18 protein-coding genes and 1 tRNA gene are annotated in these 19,405 nt (G+C 65.5%); 6 read left to right on the plus strand and 13 right to left on the minus strand.

The genetic code is table 11. The features are described 5' to 3' along the window. Nucleotides 1–150: 150 nt before the first annotated feature. A complete protein-coding gene (locus tag ACFC4D_RS19080; protein WP_376065031.1) occupies nucleotides 151–1,515 on the minus strand; it encodes an FAD-binding oxidoreductase in 1,365 nt (454 codons plus the stop codon). 71 nt (nucleotides 1,516–1,586) lie between these two features. Here ACFC4D_RS19080 and ACFC4D_RS19085 point away from each other — a divergent pair, with 71 nt between their 5' ends. The 3 genes from ACFC4D_RS19085 (at nucleotide 1,587) to ACFC4D_RS19095 (ending at nucleotide 3,921) form a co-directional block, all read left to right on the plus strand. After that, nucleotides 1,587–2,522, plus strand: coding sequence for a LysR family transcriptional regulator (locus ACFC4D_RS19085; protein ID WP_376065034.1), 936 nt, complete (start codon nucleotides 1,587–1,589; stop codon nucleotides 2,520–2,522). A gap of 71 nt (nucleotides 2,523–2,593) precedes the next feature. After that, nucleotides 2,594–3,025 (plus strand): helix-turn-helix domain-containing protein, encoded by a 432-nt coding sequence (locus tag ACFC4D_RS19090; protein WP_376065036.1) that lies wholly within the window; start codon nucleotides 2,594–2,596, stop codon nucleotides 3,023–3,025. Further along, nucleotides 3,022–3,921 carry an alpha/beta fold hydrolase gene (locus tag ACFC4D_RS19095; RefSeq protein WP_376065037.1) on the plus strand — a complete coding sequence of 300 codons (900 nt, stop codon included), beginning with the start codon at nucleotides 3,022–3,024 and terminating at the stop codon, nucleotides 3,919–3,921. The genes ACFC4D_RS19090 and ACFC4D_RS19095 overlap by 4 nt, the downstream gene beginning before the upstream one ends. A 114-nt stretch (nucleotides 3,922–4,035) precedes the next feature. Here the strand turns inward: ACFC4D_RS19095 and ACFC4D_RS19100 are convergent, their stop codons facing one another. The 4 genes from ACFC4D_RS19100 to ACFC4D_RS19115 all read right to left on the minus strand — a co-directional run bounded on the left by ACFC4D_RS19100 (nucleotide 4,036) and on the right by ACFC4D_RS19115 (nucleotide 7,920). Further along, nucleotides 4,036–4,788: an amino acid ABC transporter ATP-binding protein gene (locus ACFC4D_RS19100; protein WP_376065541.1), complete on the minus strand. Its 753-nt coding sequence runs from the start codon at nucleotides 4,786–4,788 to the stop codon at nucleotides 4,036–4,038. 23 nt (nucleotides 4,789–4,811) lie between these two features. Continuing rightward, nucleotides 4,812–5,762 (minus strand): amino acid ABC transporter permease, encoded by a 951-nt coding sequence (locus ACFC4D_RS19105; protein WP_375967959.1) that lies wholly within the window; start codon nucleotides 5,760–5,762, stop codon nucleotides 4,812–4,814. Nucleotides 5,763–5,773: 11 nt separating this feature from the next. Then, nucleotides 5,774–6,682, minus strand: a complete 909-nt coding sequence (locus ACFC4D_RS19110) for an ABC transporter substrate-binding protein (protein ID WP_375967960.1) — start codon at nucleotides 6,680–6,682, stop codon at nucleotides 5,774–5,776. A 152-nt stretch (nucleotides 6,683–6,834) separates the two neighbouring features. After that, complete coding sequence (locus tag ACFC4D_RS19115) at nucleotides 6,835–7,920, minus strand: isocitrate/isopropylmalate dehydrogenase family protein (RefSeq protein ID WP_375967961.1); 1,086 nt, start codon at nucleotides 7,918–7,920, stop codon at nucleotides 6,835–6,837. A gap of 130 nt (nucleotides 7,921–8,050) precedes the next feature. Between ACFC4D_RS19115 and trxA the strand changes: the two genes are divergently transcribed. Continuing rightward, nucleotides 8,051–8,434, plus strand: a complete 384-nt coding sequence (trxA, locus tag ACFC4D_RS19120; RefSeq protein WP_375967962.1) for a thioredoxin — start codon at nucleotides 8,051–8,053, stop codon at nucleotides 8,432–8,434. 160 nt (nucleotides 8,435–8,594) lie between these two features. On the opposite strand, the gene ACFC4D_RS19125 is transcribed toward trxA, so the two are convergent. After that, nucleotides 8,595–9,017, minus strand: a complete 423-nt coding sequence (locus ACFC4D_RS19125; RefSeq protein WP_364643261.1) for a 2-keto-3-deoxygluconate kinase — start codon at nucleotides 9,015–9,017, stop codon at nucleotides 8,595–8,597. Between the two features lie 465 nt (nucleotides 9,018–9,482). Here ACFC4D_RS19125 and ACFC4D_RS19130 point away from each other — a divergent pair, with 465 nt between their 5' ends. Next, nucleotides 9,483–9,815 (plus strand): four-helix bundle copper-binding protein, encoded by a 333-nt coding sequence (locus ACFC4D_RS19130; protein WP_375967963.1) that lies wholly within the window; start codon nucleotides 9,483–9,485, stop codon nucleotides 9,813–9,815. 226 nt (nucleotides 9,816–10,041) lie between these two features. On the opposite strand, the gene polA is transcribed toward ACFC4D_RS19130, so the two are convergent. Then, nucleotides 10,042–12,780 carry a DNA polymerase I gene (polA, locus tag ACFC4D_RS19135; protein WP_376065039.1) on the minus strand — a complete coding sequence of 913 codons (2,739 nt, stop codon included), beginning with the start codon at nucleotides 12,778–12,780 and terminating at the stop codon, nucleotides 10,042–10,044. Between the two features lie 169 nt (nucleotides 12,781–12,949). Here polA and ACFC4D_RS19140 point away from each other — a divergent pair. Then, nucleotides 12,950–13,022, plus strand: a tRNA-Trp gene (locus tag ACFC4D_RS19140). Between the two features lie 93 nt (nucleotides 13,023–13,115). On the opposite strand, the gene ACFC4D_RS19145 is transcribed toward ACFC4D_RS19140, so the two are convergent. The 6 genes from ACFC4D_RS19145 to ACFC4D_RS19170 all read right to left on the minus strand — a co-directional run bounded on the left by ACFC4D_RS19145 (nucleotide 13,116) and on the right by ACFC4D_RS19170 (nucleotide 19,267). Further along, a complete protein-coding gene (locus ACFC4D_RS19145; protein ID WP_376065040.1) occupies nucleotides 13,116–13,895 on the minus strand; it encodes an SMP-30/gluconolactonase/LRE family protein in 780 nt (259 codons plus the stop codon). 36 nt (nucleotides 13,896–13,931) lie between these two features. Then, nucleotides 13,932–14,693, minus strand: a complete 762-nt coding sequence (locus ACFC4D_RS19150; protein ID WP_375967966.1) for an ABC transporter ATP-binding protein — start codon at nucleotides 14,691–14,693, stop codon at nucleotides 13,932–13,934. Further along, nucleotides 14,690–15,655, minus strand: a complete 966-nt coding sequence (locus tag ACFC4D_RS19155; protein ID WP_364643271.1) for an ABC transporter ATP-binding protein — start codon at nucleotides 15,653–15,655, stop codon at nucleotides 14,690–14,692. The genes ACFC4D_RS19150 and ACFC4D_RS19155 overlap by 4 nt, the downstream gene beginning before the upstream one ends. Further along, entirely contained in the window at nucleotides 15,652–16,923 is a 1,272-nt protein-coding gene (locus ACFC4D_RS19160) for a branched-chain amino acid ABC transporter permease (RefSeq protein WP_375967967.1), read from the minus strand. The genes ACFC4D_RS19155 and ACFC4D_RS19160 overlap by 4 nt, the downstream gene beginning before the upstream one ends. Continuing rightward, on the minus strand, nucleotides 16,920–17,969 hold the full coding sequence (locus tag ACFC4D_RS19165; protein WP_375967968.1) for a branched-chain amino acid ABC transporter permease: 1,050 nt from the start codon (nucleotides 17,967–17,969) through the stop codon (nucleotides 16,920–16,922). Before ACFC4D_RS19165 ends, ACFC4D_RS19160 begins: the two co-directional genes overlap by 4 nt. A gap of 89 nt (nucleotides 17,970–18,058) precedes the next feature. Next, entirely contained in the window at nucleotides 18,059–19,267 is a 1,209-nt protein-coding gene (locus tag ACFC4D_RS19170) for a branched-chain amino acid ABC transporter substrate-binding protein (protein ID WP_364644189.1), read from the minus strand. Between the last annotated feature and the right edge of the window lie 138 nt (nucleotides 19,268–19,405).

A 19,405-nucleotide genomic window follows, 5' to 3' on the forward strand; every position in this document is an offset into this window, starting at 1 on the left:
CCCGGCATGCTTTTGGCCGGGATCCACACCCGCTGCACAACAACTGGTTTCTCGGATTCCAACCAACCCCACGCCGGAGTATCGACCGGGCAATCCACCGACTCCGCGCCCGCGATCGAATCCGATCGCGGGCGCGGAGGTTCGACCCGATCAGCGGGGCTGGATATTGCGGTTGAAGCGGAACAGGTTGTCTGCGTCGTATTTCGCCTTCAAGGCGGCGAGGCGGTCGTAGGTGGGGGCGGTGTAGGCGGCGCGGGTTTCGGCTTCGCCGCGGTCGCCGCCGCCGTAGAGGAAGTTGAGGTTGGTGCCGATGGCCCAGGGCTCCACGGTCTTTCGGATGCGGGCCAGGCCCGCGGTGATGGCGTCGGCGTCGGGGCCGGGCATTGCGATCGCGCGGGCCACGTATTGGGCGTCGCGGTGGTCGACGGCGGATTCGTAGGCGGCGGGGCGGCTCAGCGCACCGCCCAGGTGGCGGAATCCGGCGACGACCGGCAGGTCCGAGCCCGGTCCGGTGGCCTCCAGGAAGGCGTCGGTGGCATCGGCGGGGAGTTCGGCGAGCAGGGCGTTGGTGGCGGTGTACGGATGCGGCTGCGGCGGATCGCTGTGGATGGTGTGGGAGTCGGTGTAGGGCAGCACTTTCAGGTTGTCGGTGAAGCGTTCGCCGATGGCGCGCAGCGGGGCGACCAGACGCTCGCCGTCGGCCTCGGAGCCGGTGTAGGCGATATTGACGGTGGCCAGGTAGCGGCCGCGCAGGTGTGCGGGGAACTGCGGGATATCGGGCATGGTCATCATGCCGAAGGCGGAGGTGAGTTGATCGGGCAGATCGGCGGTCCAGAGCCGCCAGGCTTCCAGAGCCTGCGGCACCAGCGGCGCGTCGAATTGCAGCTGTCCGCCGTACACCGTTGTCACCGGCACCAATTCGAGTTCCAGCGCGGTGACCACGCCGAAGTTGCCGCCGGTGCCGAGCACCGCGCCGAAGAGTTCGTCACCGGGGCTCAGGCGGCGTAGTCGACCGTCCGCGGTGACGATCTCGATGACCCGCACATGGTCTGCGGCATAACCGAATTCGCGAGCCAGCAAGCCCAGGCCGCCGCCCAGGGTGTACCCGACCACGCCGACCGAATTGGACGAGCCGTTCAACGGTGCCAGCCCGTGCGCCGCGGCGGCCGCGATCAGTTCTCCGGCCTGCACACCGGCCGCGACGCGAGCGGTGCGGGCGGCGGCATCGATCCGAATGTCCTTCATGCGACGGGTATTGATGAGCACTCCCCCGTCGGCGGGTGCGGCCAAACCGTGCCCGGTGGCCTGCACCGCGATCGGAAGTCCGTGCCGCGCGGCGTATTCCACGGCGGCCCGGACATCCTCAGCGTGCACGGCCGCGACGACGACGGCGGGGCGATGGGTGTACGCGGTTTGGAACCCGTCGATTTCGGCGCGGTAGTCGCCGTCCTCGGGCAGCAGGACCGCGCCGGTGGTGGCGGGGAGTTCGTTCCGGTGGTGCGCTGTCTTCGTCATGTCTCCAACTCTGCGCCGCGTCGATCTAGAACTCCAACACATAGTTTTTCTTGCTACTAGAATCATCAGTTATGGAACTTCGCCAGCTGCGCTACTTCGTCACCGTCGCGGAGGAAGCGAATTTCACCCGCGCGGCCGCCCGCCTGCATCTCGCGCAACCCGGGTTGAGCGCGCAGATCCGCCAGCTGGAGCGCGAACTCGGCCAGCAGCTGCTGGACCGCTCCACCCGCTCGGTGACCCTCACCCCGGTGGGCGCGGCCGTCCTGGATCACGCAAAGGCGGCATTGGCTGCGGCACAACAGATTACGCATACCGTGGACGAGTTCACCGGCCTGCTGCGCGGGCACGTCCGGGTCGGATTGATCTCCGGCGCGGCGAATGACGAGGTCGATATGGCCCGGGTGCTGGCGGACTATCACCGCGATCATCCGCAGATCGCCATCTCGCTCACCGAGGACACCTCCGAGGCCATGTACGCCGCGCTGCGGCATTGCGAACTGGATATCGCCCTGCTCGGGTTGACCGGCTCCGAGGACGATCCCGCCGTTGCGCTGGAGACCGTCTTCGATACCGCCATCGTCGCGGCGGTCGCCGCCGACGCCCCCGGATTCGGTGACCGCATCACGCTGGCGGAGCTGTGCGAACACCAGCTGATCTGCCTGCCACGCGGCACCGGCATTCGGGGTGTACTCGAGAAAGCTTGCGCGGCAGCGGGTTTGACCCCGAACGTGGCATTCGAAGGGGCCGCACCGCCGCTGCTGCTGCGTCTGGCCGGGCACGGTCTGGGCGTGGCGGTGGTGCCGCCGCTGCGCGAGCCCGATGCGGCGGCGATCGGGGTGCGCATGCTCGATATCGATCCGGCGATCACCGGCCGTCTCGCCCTCGCCTGGAATCGGGAACGCCCGTTGAGCCCGGCCGCGAAGGTGCTGCTCGGCCAGGTCCGCATCGCGATGGGCGGCTGGAAGGGCGGGGACACGATCTTCGTCGAACGCGAGAACCAGTTATAGTCGCCCACTGACGCATACTTCCCTAAACTTCCCTATTGAGATGTTGGATAGGGATGTTTAGAGTAGTTTCCGTGACCGAACGCCTGTACTCCGTGGAAGACGTCGCCGAACGTCTCGGCCTGCACGTGCGCACCGTCCGCGGCTATGTGCGCGACGGCAAGCTCCCGGCCGTGCGCATCGGCAAGCAGTACCGCATCGCGCACGCGGATCTGGAAGCCTTCACCGGCCGCCCGGTACCGGATACGTTGCGCGAGAGCGTGCCCCGGCAGCGACATGCCGAGGTCTCCAGCATCGTCGAGGCGGACGCGGTGGACCGCGCCACGGTGGATCGGGCGTCCGCCCTGCTCACCGGCGCGACGGGGAATCGGCAGGCCGGTGACGCGCCGATCCGGTTCCACACCATGTACGACGCCGAACGGGCTCGGCTCAAGATCATCATCGTGGGCAGTCTGAGCGAAACGGCTCAGCTGCTCGAATATCTGGACGGAGTACTCACGCCATGAGCACCGCGAACCGCTCCGGGAGCAGCACCGCCGCTGACACGGTGCCTCCCATCTACAAATCCGCCGCCGGACAGGCGGCCATCCGGGAGCGCTACCGGGAAGTGTTGCGCGACTGGCCGGTTCCCGCCGAGCAGCGGACCATTCCGACGCGCGAGGGCGATACCTTCGTACTCGTGTCCGGACCGGCGACCGCGCCGCCGGTGGTGCTGCTGCACGGTTCCGGAGCCAATTCCGGCACCTGGCGCGGCGATATCCCCTCCTGGGCGGAGCATTTCCGCGTGTATGCCGTCGATCTGGTCGGTGAACCGGGCGGCAGCGCACCGTCGCGGCCGAAGCTGGGCACCGAGGCCATCGCGCTCTGGCTCGACGATGTGCTTGCGGGACTGGGGCTTTCGGAGACGGCCGTGGTGGGCATGTCGCTGGGCGGCTGGCACGCACTGGATTACGCCATTCGCAGGACGGAACGCGTTACGGCACTGGCACTGCTGTGCCCCGGCGGGATCGGCAAGCAGCGTTACGGCTGGCTGCTCAAGGCCATCGTCCCGCGCCTGCTCGGCCGCCGGGATCTGCGCGGTTCCGCACAGGCCACCACCGGACTGTACGGCGCGGAATTGGAACCCATCCTCGATGACATCGAGTTGACGTTCACCCATTTCAATCCGCGCACTGAACGGCTGCCGCGCTTCACCGACGACCAACTGCGCGGCCTGCCCATGCCGGTGCTGGCGATCGTCGGCGATCAGGACGCCATGCTCGACTCGGCCGAAACCGCCCGGCGCATCACCGCTTCGGTGCGGGACGCGACCGTACTGGTGCTGCCCGGCGTCGGCCACGCCATCCTCGGCCAGACCGAGCCGGTGCTGAATTTCCTCACCGCGCACGCGGATCGGGAATAGGCAGACCGGACGTCACCCGGAGGGAACTCCGCTTCCACCGATACGGCCGCAGTGGACCGTCAGCCCCGCCTTCGCTGATCGAAGGCGGGGCTGATGACGGAATACGCTGTGCCGCTACAGAATGCGGGACAGGAATGCCTTGGTGCGATCGTGCTGCGGATTGGCGAGCACCTCGCGCGGATCACCCGCCTCGACGACCACGCCGCCGTCCATGAACACCAGCTGATCGGCGACCTCACGCGCGAAACCCATTTCGTGGGTCACCACGACCATGGTCATACCGTCGGCCGCCAATTCCCGCATGACGCCGAGGACTTCGCCGACCAGTTCCGGATCGAGCGCCGAGGTGGGCTCGTCGAACAGCATCAGCTTGGGGTCCATGGCCAGCGCCCGCGCGATGGCGACGCGCTGCTGCTGACCGCCGGAGAGCTGCGCCGGATACGAATCGGCCTTATCGGCCAAGCCGACTCGATCCAGCAGGGTGCGGGCGCGGGTCAGCGCCTCGGCCTTCTTGATCTTCTTCACCTGGGTCGGCGCCTCGATGACATTCTCGAGGACCGTCCGGTGCGGGAAGAGGTTGAAGTGCTGGAACACCATGCCGATATCGCGACGCTGACGCGCGGCATCGCGCGGATGCAGCTCGTAGAGCTTGTCACCCTTTTCGCGGTAGCCGACCAGTTCGCCGTCCACGTACAAACGGCCCGCGTTCACCTGCTCGAGGTGATTGATGCAGCGCAGGAACGTGGACTTGCCCGAGCCGGACGGCCCGATCAGGCAGAGCACCTCACCGCGCTTGACCTCGAGCGAGATGCCCTTCAGAACCTGTAGTGCGCCGAAGTTCTTGCACACCTTGTCGGCGCGCACCATCGGCGTCGACGGATCGACCGAAGTCACTGCACTCCCCCCGCCCGCTGCATCTGCGCCAGGGCCTTCAACTGCTTTCCGGTCAGCTTGCGCGAGGATCCGCGCGAGTAGTACCGCTCCAGGTAGAACTGGCCGACCATGAGCACGCTGGTGATGGCCAGGTACCAGGTGGCCGCGACCAGCAGCAGCGGAATCGGCTGGAAGTTCACGCCGTAGATATCGCGCGCCCGGCCGTACAGGTCGGTGGTGAGCGGGATGGCGGTGACCAGCGAGGTGGTCTTGAGCATGGAGATGAGCTCATTGCCGGTCGGCGGAATGATCACCCGCATGGCCTGCGGCAGCACCGTGCGGGTCATGGTCTGCGACCACGACATGCCCAGCGCCGTCGACGCCTCACGCTGGCCCTCGTCCACGGAATTGATTCCGGCGCGGACGATTTCGGCCATGTACGCGGCCTCGTTCAAGCCGAGGCCGATCATGGCGAACAGGAACGGGGCGGACAGATGCTGCACATCGAAATTCGCGAACGACGGCCCGAACGGCACGCCGAGGGTGATGGTCTTGTACAGCGAGGGGAACAGTCCCCAGAACACCAGCTGCACATAGACGGGGGTGCCGCGGAAGATCCACAGGTACACCCACGCCACCGAGCGCAGCACCGGATTCGGCGAGAGCCGCATGACCGCCAGCAGCACACCGAGCACCACGCCGATGAACATGGCGAGCACGGTGAGCTCCAGGGTCACCATGGCGCCGGAGGCGATCTTGCTGTCCCGCAAGTACTTCCAGTAGGTGTCCCAGTGATACGCCGGATTGGTCTTGGCGCCCCAGAGGAACAGTGCCACCAGGATCAGTAGCACGGCCGCGGCGATCCACCGGCCCGGCCGACGCAGCGGAATCGCTTTGATCGGCGCGGGGTCGGTGGATTTCGCGAGCGTCGCAGCCGAGGCTGCGGAGTTGGTCTCGTCCTGCGACATGGTGGGTTATCTCAGCCCTGTGCTCCGTTGATGACCGATTTGCTGATCGCGCCGTCCTGCACGCCCCAGTTCTCGGCGATCTTCTTGTACTGGCCGTTGTCCATCAGGTACTGAACGGCTTCCTGCAGAACGGGTCCCAGCGCGGAGCCCTTCTTGATCGGCCAGCCGTACGGCGCGGAATCGAAGATGGCGCCCGCGGCCTCGATGGTGCCCTGGTTCTGCTTGATGGCGTACGCGGTCACCGGGGAATCGGCGGACATGGCGTCGACCTGGCCGTTGACCAGTGCGGTGGCCGCGGCGCTCTGCTCGTCGTAGGCGACCTTGGTGATCTCCGGCTTACCGGCGGCGACGCAGGCCGCGCTCTTGGCCGGGATCTCGTCGGTGTCCTGAATCGTGGTGCGCTGCACCGCGACTCGCTTACCGCAGGCATTGGTCGGATCGACCGTCTTACCCTTGGGCTGGGCCCATAGGCTGCCCGCGCTGAAGTAGGTGACGAAGTCGGCGGTCTTCTCGCGTTCCTTGTTATCGGTGAACGAGGACATGCCGAGGTTGTAGGTACCGGCCTCGATACCCGGGATGATCTTCTCGAAATCGGCTTCCTTGTAATCGGCGCTGAGGCCGAGCACCTTGGCGACCGCGTCCATCAGGTCCACGTCATAGCCGACGATCTTGCCCGAACCCGGATCCTTGTACTCGTTCGGCGAGTACGGGGTGTTCACGCCGACGATGAGCTTGCCCGAGCTCTTGATATCGGCCGGCACCTTGGCCGCGATGGTGTCGACCTTCGAGATGTCGACCTTGGCCACCGCGGGCGCGTCGGAATCCGAGTTGCTGGTACACGCGGTCAGCACCAGGGCGCCGCCCGCGATAACGCAGGCGGCCCGCAGGGCACGCCCGCGGAGAGAGTTACGAACAGACACAGCAGTCCTCCACAGTTCGGTCACGCGACATCCGGACGTCGCCCGCCGTTTTGAAATGTAGGCGAGTCGTACATTCCATGCCGGTCGGTAACCGAACATTAATCGGCGACACGCCGGAGCGGGCCGATACACGCCCGGTTACGGAAGCGCGCTCACCAGCGGTGCAGCCGTGCGCGCACCTGCTCGGTGAATTCGGTGGTAGATGCTAACCCACCCAAATCGGATGTGGCGATTCCGGCCCGCAACGTCTCGGCTACCCCGTGTTCGATCCGCTCGGCCACCCGGCGCAGCGCACTGTGCGAATAGCGGGTCGCGATCCAGCGCAACAGCAGTGCCGCGGAGAGCATGAGCGCCACCGGATTCGCACGATTGTGCCCGGTGAGAGTCGGTGCCGCGCCGTGCACCGCCTGCGCCATCGCCTGCGTGTCAGAACAGTTCAGCGAGGGCGCGAGACCGAGGGAACCGCTCAACTCCCCGGCGAGATCGGAAAGGATATCGCCGAAAAGGTTTTCGGTGACGATGACGTCGTAGTCCTGCGGCGCGCGCACCAGATGCGCCGCAGCGGCATCGACGTGCTCATCGTTCACCTCGATCTCCGGATAGTCCTTGGCGACCTCATAGCACACATCGCGGAACATGCCCATGGTCACCGGAAGCACATTCGCCTTGTGCACGATGGTGACCTTCTTGCCCCGATTGCCCGCACCATCGAATGCCAGCCGCGCGACACGCTCAATGGCGGTACGCGTGAACACGCCGATGGCCATTGCCATATCGGCGGTCGGGCGGAATTCACCGGAGCCGGTGAACATATTGCGATCGGCGTACAGACCTTCGCTGTTCTCCCGCACGATGATCAGATCCATCTCACCCGCCACCGCGCGCACGCCCTCCATGGTTCGAGAGGGACGCACATTGCCGTACAGCCCGAAATGCTTGCGGACCGCGCCCGCGGGCGGCAGTCCGGCGCGATGCTCGGGCGCGTACGAGGCACTGTCGTGCGGACCCATGATCCAGCCCCGCAAACCCTCCAGGGCTTTCAGCGTCGAGGCGGGCATCGGATCTCCGAATTCCTCGATCGCGGCGTGACCGATCGGGACCGGCACCCACTCCACCGCGGGCAGACCCACGACCTCGAAGGCATCGTCGACCACGGTCCTGGTCGCCCGGACGATCTCCGGGCCGATGCCGTCGCCCTCCATCAGGCCCAGCCGGAGCCGAGTCACGCTGTCGCTCATGACAGTCATCCTCGCGCAATCGCGGCGGCGGCCGGACGGCGGCACGCGGTTGGCCGCTACCGTAGTGGGTAAAGGGAAGAGAACCGCACGGCCCGGTGTTGGACCGGGAAACTCGACATGAGAGGACGCCATGGCCACCCAGACACTGACCGAGCAGAACTTCGATGACATCGTCACCAAGAGCGATGTGGTTCTCGTAGATTTCTGGGCTGCGTGGTGCGGTCCGTGCCGGTCGTTCGCCCCCACCTTCGAGGCTTCCTCGGACAAGCACCCCGATGTGGTGCACGGCAAGGTCGACACCGAAGCCGAGCAGGGCCTGGCCGCCGCCGCGAATATCCGGTCGATTCCGACCATCATGGCTTTCCGCGAGGGTGTGCTGGTGTTCGCACAGCCCGGTGCGCTCCCGCCCGCCGCGCTGGAGGATCTCATCGGGCAGGTCAAGGAGCTCGATATGGACGAGGTCCGCAAGCAGCTCGCCGAGCAGCAGGAGACCCAGCAGGAAACCAAGGCCTGATTCGCGAAAGAGGCCGGTACCGCCGGTAATTCACGCATCGAATGCGCCGCACACCCGTAAAGGGTTGCGGCGCATTCGTTTTGCGTGCGTCAAGGCCGGTGCGGGTACACCGAACGCCGAAAGCGCCTGCGGCCGTTCATGAGCCGCAGGCTGTGCACTCTCAGGCGAAGGTGTTGATACCGGCAATCATGGCGCGGACGGTGGATTCCGCGCTGTCATCGGCGAGGGCCGCGCCCCAGCCGCGACGGCCGTTGAACTCGCACTGCACGAAGGTGGCGATGCCGTGTTCGGTGCGGCGCTGATGGAATTGCAGGATCTCCACCGGATAGCCCTCGTCGTACAGGGCCGAGGTGAGCGCCGCGACCGGGCTACCGGAGGTGGAGACGGTGCGCAGGTGACCGGCGAATTCCAAGGTCGCGGTGAAATCCGCGGCTTGGATATGAGTCCATTCGCCGAGTTTGATCGCACCGGTATCGCGGCAGTAGCGATCATGGAATTCGGCAGGGCTCAAACCGGCGCTCTCGGCCCGCAGGCTCGCGGGGGCAGCGGTGATGAACGCGTGAGTATCAAGTGTGATTGTCATTGGACTAGGTCTTCCCGACTTCTTCCCAGAAATTGGCAGAGGTGACCAGCTCAAAAAAAGTTCAACGGCCGCAGCGAGGGGGCCGGTCCGAATCAGACCCCGCTACGGCGCGGTACTACGAGTACGCGGTCAACAGCCACCGTCGCGGTGAGCGGAACAATCGCGGCGCGGTCGCGGATAGCGAGCGCTGCGTTGCGGCTGTTGGCGGGATTCGGCACGGCACCGAGCATAGGGGCAGACCCACGCAATGGCAACCATATTCGCATTCGACCCACGGGTAACTTTGTCGCAGGTCATCGGGTGTGTGGCGCGGGCCATACCGGCTAGCGCCGGTGAGCACAGCAACCGGTGTCTTGGAGCACAGCAACCATGCTCCCGGCCGTGGGCAACCACGGATGTCACAATGGGCAAACCTTGCCGGACGCGCGTTCCAACCCTTCGTGAACACACTCGGGAGAAGCACCGATGACCGATCCGAAAATCATGAGCACCATCAACCATCTATTCGGTTGTCACCGCACCTGCGTCCGGCAGACCGGCGAGTCGCTGGACTCGGGCGGCGATCACGCCGCGCGTGCGCATATCGCGCAGTTGATGGATTGCGCGGCGATCTGCCGCCTCACCGCCGACATTCTGGATCGGCGCTCACCCTGGGCACTGGAACTGTGCGAACTCACCGCCAAGGTATGCACGGCAACGGCCGAGAGCTGCGAACAGCTCGACGAGAAGATCTGCGCGCGCACCTGCCGCGAAACCGCCGACGTACTAACGATTCTCGCGGCTCAGCTCGCGAACTGAGCCGCTCGGGCAAACTCCCGCCTCCGCGATATTCGGCACCAGCCCCCGTCATCCCGGCGCGTTTCTGGCCGGGATCCACACGATCGGCGCAGTACTGCTCGGTGTGGATCCCGGCCAAAAGCATGCCGGGATGACGGGAGATGGCCCGCCGGATGACGGGGAGGGCTCCCCGTGGCAGGCGAATGCTCGCCTGCCACGGCGTGTGACGACTCTGGTCGCCCTTCCTCTAGTGCGCGGCGGAGTCCCAGCTGCGGCCGACGCCGACCGAGACCTCGAGCGGGACCGAGAGTTCGATGGCGTTCGACATGTGTTCGCGGGCAAGGGCTTCGAGTTGTTCGCGTTCACCCGGGACCACTTCGAAGATGAGTTCGTCGTGGACCTGGAGCAGCATGCGGGACTTGAGCCCGGCGGCGCGGATGGCGCGCTGGGTGTCGATCATGGCGACCTTGATGATGTCGGCCGCGGTGCCCTGGATGGGGGCGTTCAATGCCATGCGCTCGGCGGCCTCACGACGCTGCCGGTTGGACGAATCCAGATCCGGCAGATAGCGGCGGCGGCCGAAGAGGGTTTCGGTGTAGCCGGTCTTGCGAGCCAATTCGACTGCCTCGCGCAGGTATTCGCGAATCGCGCCGAAGCGTTCGAAGTAGACGTCCATCTGCGCCTTGGCCTCTTCGGCGCTGATCTTGAGCTGCTGCGACAGCCCATACGCGGACAGGCCGTACGCCAGGCCGTAGGACATGGCCTTGATGCGGCGGCGCATTTCCGGATCGACCTCGGTGATCGGAATGTCGAACGCCTTGGAGGCGACGAAATTGTGCAGATCCTCGCCGGAGTTGAAGGCTTCGATCAGGCCCTCGTCCTTGGACAGGTGCGCCATGATGCGCATTTCGATCTGGCTGTAGTCAGCGGTCATCAGCGATTCGAAACCCGGGCCGACGACGAAGGTGTCGCGAATGCGGCGGCCCATATCGGTGCGGATCGGAATGTTCTGCAGATTCGGCTCGGTCGAGGACAGGCGGCCCGTGGCGGCGACGGTCTGATTGAAGGTGGTGTGGATGCGACCGTCATCGGCGATCGACTTGAGCAGGCCGTCGACCGTCACCTTCAGGCGGGTCGCGTCGCGGTGTTCGAGCAGGTGTTGCAGGAACGGGTGCTGGGTCTTCTCGTAAAGCCCTTCCAGCGCATCGGCATCGGTGGTGTAGCCGGTCTTGGTGCGCTTGGTCTTGGGCATGTCGAGTTCGTCGAACAGCACCACCTGGAGCTGTTTGGGCGAGCCCAGATTGATCTGCTTGCCGATTACGCCGTACGCGTTATTCGCGGCCTCGCCCACGCGGTCGGCGAATTCACGCTGCAACTCTTCCAATTGGGTCGAATCGACGGCGATGCCCGCCGCTTCCAGATCGGCGAGCACGCTCAGCAGCGGCAGTTCCATATCGCCGAGCAGCGCGGTGGATTCGATGTTCTCGAGTTCGGTGTCGAAGGCGTCGGCGAGGTCGTACACCGCACGCGCGCGCAGCATTTCGGCCTTGGCGATCTCCTCATCGGCCTGATCCTCATCGTCCAGCAGGGACAGCTGGGTGTCCCCGGCGTCCTCGACGCGGAGTTCACGGCTCAGGTAGCGCAGCGACAGGTCGTCCAGATTGAACGTGCGCTGTCCGGGCCGCACCAGGTAGGCGGCGAGCGCGGTATCGCTGCTGAGACCGCCCAGGACCCAGCCACGGCCGCGTAGCGCGTGCATGGCGGACTTGGCCTCGTGTACGGCCTTGAAAGTCTCCGCATCGGCGAGCCAGGCCCCCAGCGCCGCTTCGTCTTCCGGGGTGAGGATATGCACATCGAGGTACGCGCCCTCACCGTCGGCGGCGGCGATCGCGATGGCCTTCACATCACCGTGTACCGGGCTGCCCACGCCGACCACCGAAACACCGTGCCGGACACCGGCCTTGGCGTGTTCGGCGAGCCAGTCCGCGACCGCGCCGGGAGTCAGTGCCGCACCGCTGATCTCGAAGCCCGCCTCGGCCTCGGGCTCCACGGGTGCGAGGGTGTCGAACAGCCGATCGCGCAGCACCCGGAATTCCAGCTCGTCGAACAGGCGGTGGATCTTGTCCCGATCCCACGGCTGCATGGCCAGCTGATCCGGGGTGTACGGCAGCGGCACCTCGCGGACCATCTCGGTGAGCTGGCGGTTCAGCAGCACGCTGGACAGGTTGGCGCGCAAGGCATCTCCGACCTTGCCCTTGACGGTGTCGACCTTGTCCACGAGTTCGGTCAGATTGCCGTATTCGCGAATCCACTTGGTGGCGGTCTTCTCCCCCACGCCCGGAATGCCCGGCAGATTGTCACTCGGGTCGCCGCGCAGCGCCGCGAAGTCCGGATACTGCGCCGGAGTGAGCCCGTACTTCTCCTCGACGGCCGCCGGGGTGAACCGGGTCAGCTCGGAGACGCCCTTCTTCGGGTACAGCACGGTGACGTTGTCATTGACCAGCTGCAGCGAATCGCGGTCACCGGTGACGACGAGCACCCGGAATCCCTGCGGCACCGCCTGCGTGACCAGCGTGGCGATCACATCGTCGGCCTCGTACCCGTCGATGGCCATCACCGGAATGCCCAGCGCCCCCAGCACTTCCTGGGTGGTCTCCACCTGCCCCCGGAACTCGTCCGGCGTCGCCGACCGATTCGCCTTGTACTCCGGATACGCCTCGGTGCGGAAGGTCTTGCGGCTCACATCGAACGCCGCCGCCACATGCGTGGGCTTCTCATCCCGCAGCAGGTTGATCAGCATGGCGGTGAACCCGTACACCGCATTGGTGGTCTGCCCGCTCGCCGTCTTGAAATTCTCCGCGGGCAAGGCGAAGAAGGCGCGATACGCCAGCGAATGCCCATCCAGCAGCAGCAACGTGGGCTGCTCGGTGGACGCGGCAGGTGCGGACACGGCGCTCGGCCGTTGATCGGTAGAGGCAGGGGTCACGGCACAGAGTCTAGGGACGTGCACCGACACGTGCGGGAACCGGGCGCGATCGCCGCGTCACGGCCGCCGAATCGCCGCCGCGAGGGCCGAATCTCCGCAGGCAGCGGCGCTGACGCAAATCGATTTCCGGGACGGGCACCCCGGCTGATAATCTTGCCGCGCACGACAAAGGGGCGTAGCTCAATTGGCAGAGCAGCGGTCTCCAAAACCGCAGGTTGCAGGTTCAAGTCCTGTCGCCCCTGCAGGAATCGGGCCGGTCATCCAGTGGATGACCGGCCCGAATGCTTTGTCGGACAGGGTGTTTCGGCCCTTCGACGGGTGCGGGCGGATCGGGGTTAGCGCGGGATGCGGGAGTCGGGGATCGGCAGGCCCGCGATACCGGCGGTACCGGACAGCAGCGCGCCCGCGGTGGTGACGACCATCGTGGTGCCGGCGAAGGCGACCGAGGAGACGAAGCGGTCCGGGAGGTCGATGACCTCGTCCAGGGTGCCGTCGGGGTGGAAGCGGGCTATACCGCCGCCGCTGCCCAGGGCCACCCAGACGCCGCCTTCGATATCGACCGCCAAACCGTCGCATTCGCCGCGCGGAGCGGTCGCGAAGACATCGGAGCGGCCGTCGCGCACCGCCCGGATGCGACCGGCGGCGTACTCGGAGATGTAGATGGTGCGGCCGTCTGGTGAGTGGCCGATTCCGTTGGGCCACAACAGATCGGATGCGATCGTGGTGACCTCGCCGGAAGCGTCGAGCCGCAGCACCTCGCTGGGTACCGCGGGCTCGCCACGCGACGGGCGGTGGCGCAGGACCCCGACCAGCAGCGCGCCGTCCTGATCGACGGTGACATCGTTGTATCCGGTCGAGCCGGGGACGGACAGCACCGCCACCGGGTCGGACTTCCCGTCGTAGGCGATGACATCGCGGCCGGTTATCAGCAGACCGCCGTCGATGTGGTGGGCGAGACCGCCGATTCCGCGACGGGCGGGCAGCACCGTGCCGACCGCGCCGTCGCGGAGCTCGAAAACGCCTCCGGCACCGACATTGACGAACAGGATCGAGCCGTCGGACGCCGGGCGCGGCGCTTCGAGCAGCCCGTCCATCTCATGTATCACCCGCAACATAGGCCGTTCCTACCGCACCGCGCGCCGGTGCGGTAGTCAGCCCACGCCGAGGTACGCGGACTTCACCGCCGGATCGTGCAGCAGATCGCGGCCGGTGCCCATCTTGGTGACCTCACCGGTCTCCAGGATGTACGCGCGGTCGCTGCGGGTCAGCGCCTGCTGGGCGTTCTGCTCGACCAGCAGCACCGTGGTGCCCTGTGCGTTGATATCGGCGATGATGCGGAAGATCTGCTGAATCACCATGGGCGCCAAGCCCATCGACGGTTCATCGAGCAGCAGCAGTTTGGGGCGGGCCATGAGCGAGCGGGCGATCGCGACCATCTGCTGTTCACCGCCGGACAGGGTGCCGCCGGTCTGCTTCTGCCGTTCCTTGACGCGCGGGAACAGCGTGAAAATCCACTCCAGGGTCTGGTTGTAATCGGCCTTGTTCTTGAAAGGGCGTGAGTAGCAGCCCATATCGAGATTCTCCTGGACCGTCATACCCGGGAAGACGCCCCGGCCCTCGGGCGCTTGGATCAAGCCCAGACCGACGCGATCGTGCGCCTTGACCCGGGTGATGTCCTTGCCCTCGAACAGGATTCGGCCGCGCGAGAGCGGCAACAGACCGGACAGCGCGCGCATGGTGGTGGTCTTGCCCGCACCGTTCGCACCGAGCAGGGTCACCAGCTCACCCTGTGCGACCGTGAGCGAAATACCGTGCAGCGCTTGGATTCTGCCGTAGTTGACGACCATGTCGTCGACCTGGAGCAGCGCCTCGGGTTGGGACGGATTCGGCGGTGCCGGGTTCGGCGCGGTCATCCGAGGTCACCCACTTCCTCATCGGGCACGCCGAGGTAGGCGGCAATCACCTTGGGGTCCTCCCGAATCTGCGTCGGCAATCCGTCGGCGATCTTCCGGCCGAATTCCAGCACCACGATGCGGTCGGTCACACCCATGACCAGGCGCATATCGTGCTCGATCAGCAGCACGGTGAAACCGTCGTCGCGGATCTTGCGGATCAGGTCCATGAGCGCGGCCTTCTCGCTCGGATTGAAGCCCGCGGCGGGCTCATCCAGGCAGAGCAGTTTCGGCTCGGTCGCCAGCGCGCGGGCGATCTCCAGACGGCGCTGATCACCGTAGGAGAGGTTGCGCGCCTTCTCCACCGCACGCGGTGCGATGCCGACGAATTCCAGCAGCGCCATACCGCGTTCGACGGCGTCCTTCTCCTCGCGGCGATGCCGGGCGGTGCGAAAGACCGCGCCCGGCACCGAGGTGTGGTGCCGGGCGTCGGTGCCCACCACCACGTTCTCCAGGGCCGTCATCTCCGCGAACAATCGAATGTTCTGGAAGGTGCGGGCGATGCCGAGCCGGGTGATCTCATTGCGTTTGGATTTGGTGAGCGGACGGCCGTCGAAACTCACCGTGCCCGAAGTGGGCCGGTAGACGCCGGTGATGGCGTTGAAGCACGTCGTCTTGCCCGCGCCATTGGGTCCGATCATGCCGAGGATCTCACCGCGACGAATGTCGAAGGTGACATTGTCCAATGCGGTGAGGCCGCCGAATTTGACGGTCAGGCCCTCGGCGCGCAGCAGCGGCGCACCCACCTCGGTTTCGATATCGCGGTGCGGCGCAACCACATCCGCGACCACTTCGGGATCCTTGAAAACGGGCAGCACCTCGGTGACATCGAGGGTGCCCGCGCTCGGTTCGGCCTCGGCGGAGGTGTATCCGGCGGCCATATCGTCATTGTCGAATAGCGCGCCGCCACCCGGCCCGGTCATCGCACCCCTCCAGTTGTCTCCCCGGGGGTGCGGTGCACCGCGCGATATACCGTGCGCCCGTAGGCGAGCAGTTTCTGCCGCACCGGGAACAAGCCCTGCGGGCGGAAGATCATGACGACCACCAGTGCGACACCGTAGAAGAGATATTTATACTCGCCGAGCGATTGCCCGCCGACATTCACCGACATGAAACGGTTCGGCAGATACACGATCAGGAACGCGCCGACGATGACACCCAGTTTATTGCCCTGACCGCCGATCACCACCGCGCACAGGAACAGCATCGAATTGATGATGTTGAATCCGGTCGGATTGATGAACTGCACCTGACCCGCGTACAGCGCACCGGACATACCGCCGATGCCCGCGCCGATCATGAACGCCCACAGTTTGAATTTGAAGGTGGGCACGCCCATCATCTCCGCGACGTCCTCATCCTCGCGAATGGCGACGAAGGCGCGGCCGACCCGGCTGCGCTCCAGATTGCCGACGATGAGCAGAATGACGATCACGAACGCCATGCCCATCCAGAACCACCAGGCTCCGGAATTGGCGCGGTCCAACAGGTTTCCGCTGTTCTTGTCACCGAGATTACCGGAGGAGAAATGCCCGCCGGGATTGGCCTCGGTGCCGCCGATATGCGGATAGGCGATACGGGAGAGCCCGAGACTGCCATTGGTGATATCGCCCAGATTCTCGGCCAGCAGGCGCACGATCTCACCGAAACCGAGCGTCACGATGGCGAGGTAGTCGCCGCGCAGGCGCAGCGTCGGGGTGCCCAGGATCAGACCGGAGACCGCGGTGACCGCGATCGCCAGCGGAACGCAGATCACCCACGCCCAACCGGGTTTCAACCAGCCGTCGGTTTGATTCCACGGACTGTTCGGGCTGGTGAGCAGGCCGACCGTATACGCGCCGACCGCGTAGAAGCCGACATAACCGAGGTCGAGCAGACCCGCTTGGCCGACAACGACATTCAGGCCGACCGCGATCAATGCCGTCATGGCGAACTGCGCCATGACGCCGGAGAAACTGGTGCCCGGGGTATCGATGAGCGGCGGCGGGAAAAGCGGGAGCAGGGCCAGCAGAATGATCGCCGGAACACCCACACCCCATTGCGCGGGCCGGGAGAGTCCGGCCCACCAGGTGCGAACCTTATCGCCCACACCGTGTTTCACCGGACCTTCGGGGCCGAAATCCTGTTTCCACGCCGAGGTCGCATACAGGCCGCCCTTATGCGGGCGGGGCGTCCTTGCCATATCCGTCATACCCGCGCCCTCCCCAGGCTCTCACCGAGAATGCCGGTGGGGCGGAACATGAGTACGGCCACCAGCACCACGAACGCGACGACATCGCGCCACTGATTGCCGAACAGGATCTGACCGTAATTCTCCGCGAGCCCGAGCAGCAGACCGCCCAGCAGCGCACCGCGCAGATTGCCGATACCGCCGAGCACCGCGGCGCTGAATGCCTTGATGCCCAGGATGAATCCGCCCGAGGAGATGATGCCGCCGGGAATCTTCAGCGTGTACAGCAGCGCCGCCGCACCGGCGAGCAGACCGCCGAGCAGGAACGTCAGCATGATGATCCGCTCCCGCGAAACGCCCATCAGCGTCGCGGTATCGGGATCCTGCGCGACCGCGCGAATACCGCGGCCGAATTTCGTTCTGTTGATGAGGATTTCGGTGACGGCCGCCAGTACCACCGCGGAGATGATGATCACCAGCGTCACATTGCTGACCGCGGCGCCGAAAATCGTGAACTGGGTGGAATCGCGTACCAGCGTGATCGGCTGCTGCGCGGTACTGCCGCCGAGCGGAGTCGACATGCCCTGGGTGAGTTTCGGCAGCACGTATTGCACGGACTGCTCGATCACGAATGACATGCCGATCGCGGTGATCAGGAAGATCAGCGGTTTCGCACCGCGTTTACGCAGCGGCCGATAGGCGACGCGTTCCAATCCGACCGCCGCACCACCGGACACCAGCATGCCGAACAGCATGGCGGCGGACAGATATACGACGGTGAGAACGACGCCCTCGTGATAGACGTTTCCGCTGGGCGCGAATCCGAGCAGCATGAGCCCGATGTATTGGCCGAACATGCCCAGCATGAAGATTGAGGAGTGCGCGAAATTGATCAGCCGGAGTACACCGTAAACCAGCGTGTACCCGACCGCGACCAGCGCGTAGATCGAGCCATAGGCCAAGCCGTCCACCGTGAGCCGCCAGAATTGGTCGGCCACGCCGGAGACGTTGAATTCGATGGACCCGTTGGCTAGCAGAGCCGCATCGGCCAAGACGGATAAAGACATTCAATACTCTCGCCGTAGAGGAAGCGGCGCGTGCCGAACGGGTTTGTGACCCGCCGTATTACCGGCACGCGCCGCTCCAGAGTCGGTGACTACTTGACTTCGTACATCCAGATCAGGGCGTTCGACAGCTCGCCCGTATCGCCCCACTTGTATTCGCGGGCCAGGCCCTGGCCCTGGTAGGTCTTGACGTACGAGACCAGATCGGCGCGGCTGGTCTTACCGGCGGCGATGCCCTTGAGCACGATCGTGGTCAGGTCGTAGCCCTCGGTCGAGTAGGTGCCGGCGTCGAAACCGTTGAACGCCTTGTAATCCGTGGCGAACTTATCGGGCGCGGGACCACAGGGGCAGGACAGCAGCGAACCCTTGGAGGCGTCGCCCGCCTGCTTGGTGAACTCGACGTCCTTGGTGCCGTCATCGGAGATGAAGGTGGCGGTCACGCCGCCGGTGCGCAGCGCGCGCACGAACGGGGACGCCTCGGCGTAGTAGCCCGCATAGAAAATGGCATCCGGCTTGGCGGATGCCATCTTGGAGACCGCGGCGGAGAAGTCCTTGTCACCGGCCTTCACCTGGGTGGCACAGCTGGAATCGGCGATCGAGCCGAGACCCTCGGTGAGCGTCTTGGCAAGGCCCGTACCGTAATCCGAGTTGTCCTGTACGACGCAGATCTTCTTGTACTTGCCGGTGCCGGCGAGGTACTTGGCGACCGCCGGACCCTGCACACCGTCATTGCCGAGGCCGCGGAAGAAGGTCTTCCAGCCGTTGGTGGTGAGGGTGACGTTGGTGGCGGACGGGGTCAGCGACAGCAGACCCGCATCACTGATGACCTGGCCGGTCGCCTTGGTCTCACCCGAGAAGGTCGGGCCGATCATGGCGGCGATGGACGAATCGTTGATGATCGTCGGAATGACCTGGGTGGCCTTCTGCGGGTCACCTTCGGTGTCGAATTCCTTGACCGCCACCTGGCAGTTCGGATTCGCCTTGTTGTGCTGGTCCAGCGCGAGCTTCACACCGCGCACGATATTCAGGCCGAGATTGGCGTTCGGGCCGGTGAGCGGTCCGGACATGGCAATCGTCTGCGGCGCGCACTTATCGTTGCCGTCGCTGGCGGGATTGGCCGCGGCCGAGTTGTCGGCGCTGGCCACTTCCTTACCGTCCTTGTCGATCTGGACAAGGGGGGCAATGGTCAGGCTGCTGTTGTTGTCTCCACTGGTACCGGCATTATCAGTGGACTTGCTGCCGCAGCCGGCAGCGCTGAGCGCGAGTACTGCCGCAGCTCCGATGACCACCGCGCGCGCCATGCGGCTGCGCGGTTTTGTCACTGAACCAAGCACGATTCACCTCTATGTTCTGTGCTCCCCCGGCTCGCCGAGGAGGGCCGCCCCATCGATCGGCCCGGACAGAACATATCCCCGCCACGTTAGGTCCGCATCACATTC

The organism is Nocardia sp. NPDC056000, from assembly GCF_042269265.1.
Classification (GTDB): Bacteria; Actinomycetota; Actinomycetes; order Mycobacteriales; family Mycobacteriaceae; genus Nocardia.

Excerpts from the sequence above, each read along its gene's own strand:
- ACFC4D_RS19080 (WP_376065031.1), bottom strand. The coding sequence starts at position 1,515 with ATGACGAAGACAGCGCACCACCGGAACGAACTCCCCGCCACCACCGGC.
- ACFC4D_RS19085 (WP_376065034.1), top strand. The coding sequence starts at position 1,587 with ATGGAACTTCGCCAGCTGCGCTACTTCGTCACCGTCGCGGAGGAAGCG.
- ACFC4D_RS19095 (WP_376065037.1), top strand. The coding sequence starts at position 3,022 with ATGAGCACCGCGAACCGCTCCGGGAGCAGCACCGCCGCTGACACGGTG.
- ACFC4D_RS19100 (WP_376065541.1), bottom strand. The coding sequence starts at position 4,788 with ATGGTGCGCGCCGACAAGGTGTGCAAGAACTTCGGCGCACTACAGGTT.
- ACFC4D_RS19105 (WP_375967959.1), bottom strand. The coding sequence starts at position 5,762 with ATGTCGCAGGACGAGACCAACTCCGCAGCCTCGGCTGCGACGCTCGCG.
- ACFC4D_RS19115 (WP_375967961.1), bottom strand. The coding sequence starts at position 7,920 with ATGAGCGACAGCGTGACTCGGCTCCGGCTGGGCCTGATGGAGGGCGAC.
- trxA (WP_375967962.1), top strand. The coding sequence starts at position 8,051 with ATGGCCACCCAGACACTGACCGAGCAGAACTTCGATGACATCGTCACC.
- ACFC4D_RS19125 (WP_364643261.1), bottom strand. The coding sequence starts at position 9,017 with ATGACAATCACACTTGATACTCACGCGTTCATCACCGCTGCCCCCGCG.
- ACFC4D_RS19130 (WP_375967963.1), top strand. The coding sequence starts at position 9,483 with ATGACCGATCCGAAAATCATGAGCACCATCAACCATCTATTCGGTTGT.
- ACFC4D_RS19145 (WP_376065040.1), bottom strand. The coding sequence starts at position 13,895 with ATGTTGCGGGTGATACATGAGATGGACGGGCTGCTCGAAGCGCCGCGC.
- ACFC4D_RS19150 (WP_375967966.1), bottom strand. The coding sequence starts at position 14,693 with ATGACCGCGCCGAACCCGGCACCGCCGAATCCGTCCCAACCCGAGGCG.
- ACFC4D_RS19155 (WP_364643271.1), bottom strand. The coding sequence starts at position 15,655 with ATGACCGGGCCGGGTGGCGGCGCGCTATTCGACAATGACGATATGGCC.
- ACFC4D_RS19160 (WP_375967967.1), bottom strand. The coding sequence starts at position 16,923 with ATGACGGATATGGCAAGGACGCCCCGCCCGCATAAGGGCGGCCTGTAT.
- ACFC4D_RS19165 (WP_375967968.1), bottom strand. The coding sequence starts at position 17,969 with ATGTCTTTATCCGTCTTGGCCGATGCGGCTCTGCTAGCCAACGGGTCC.
- ACFC4D_RS19170 (WP_364644189.1), bottom strand. The coding sequence starts at position 19,267 with ATGGCGCGCGCGGTGGTCATCGGAGCTGCGGCAGTACTCGCGCTCAGC.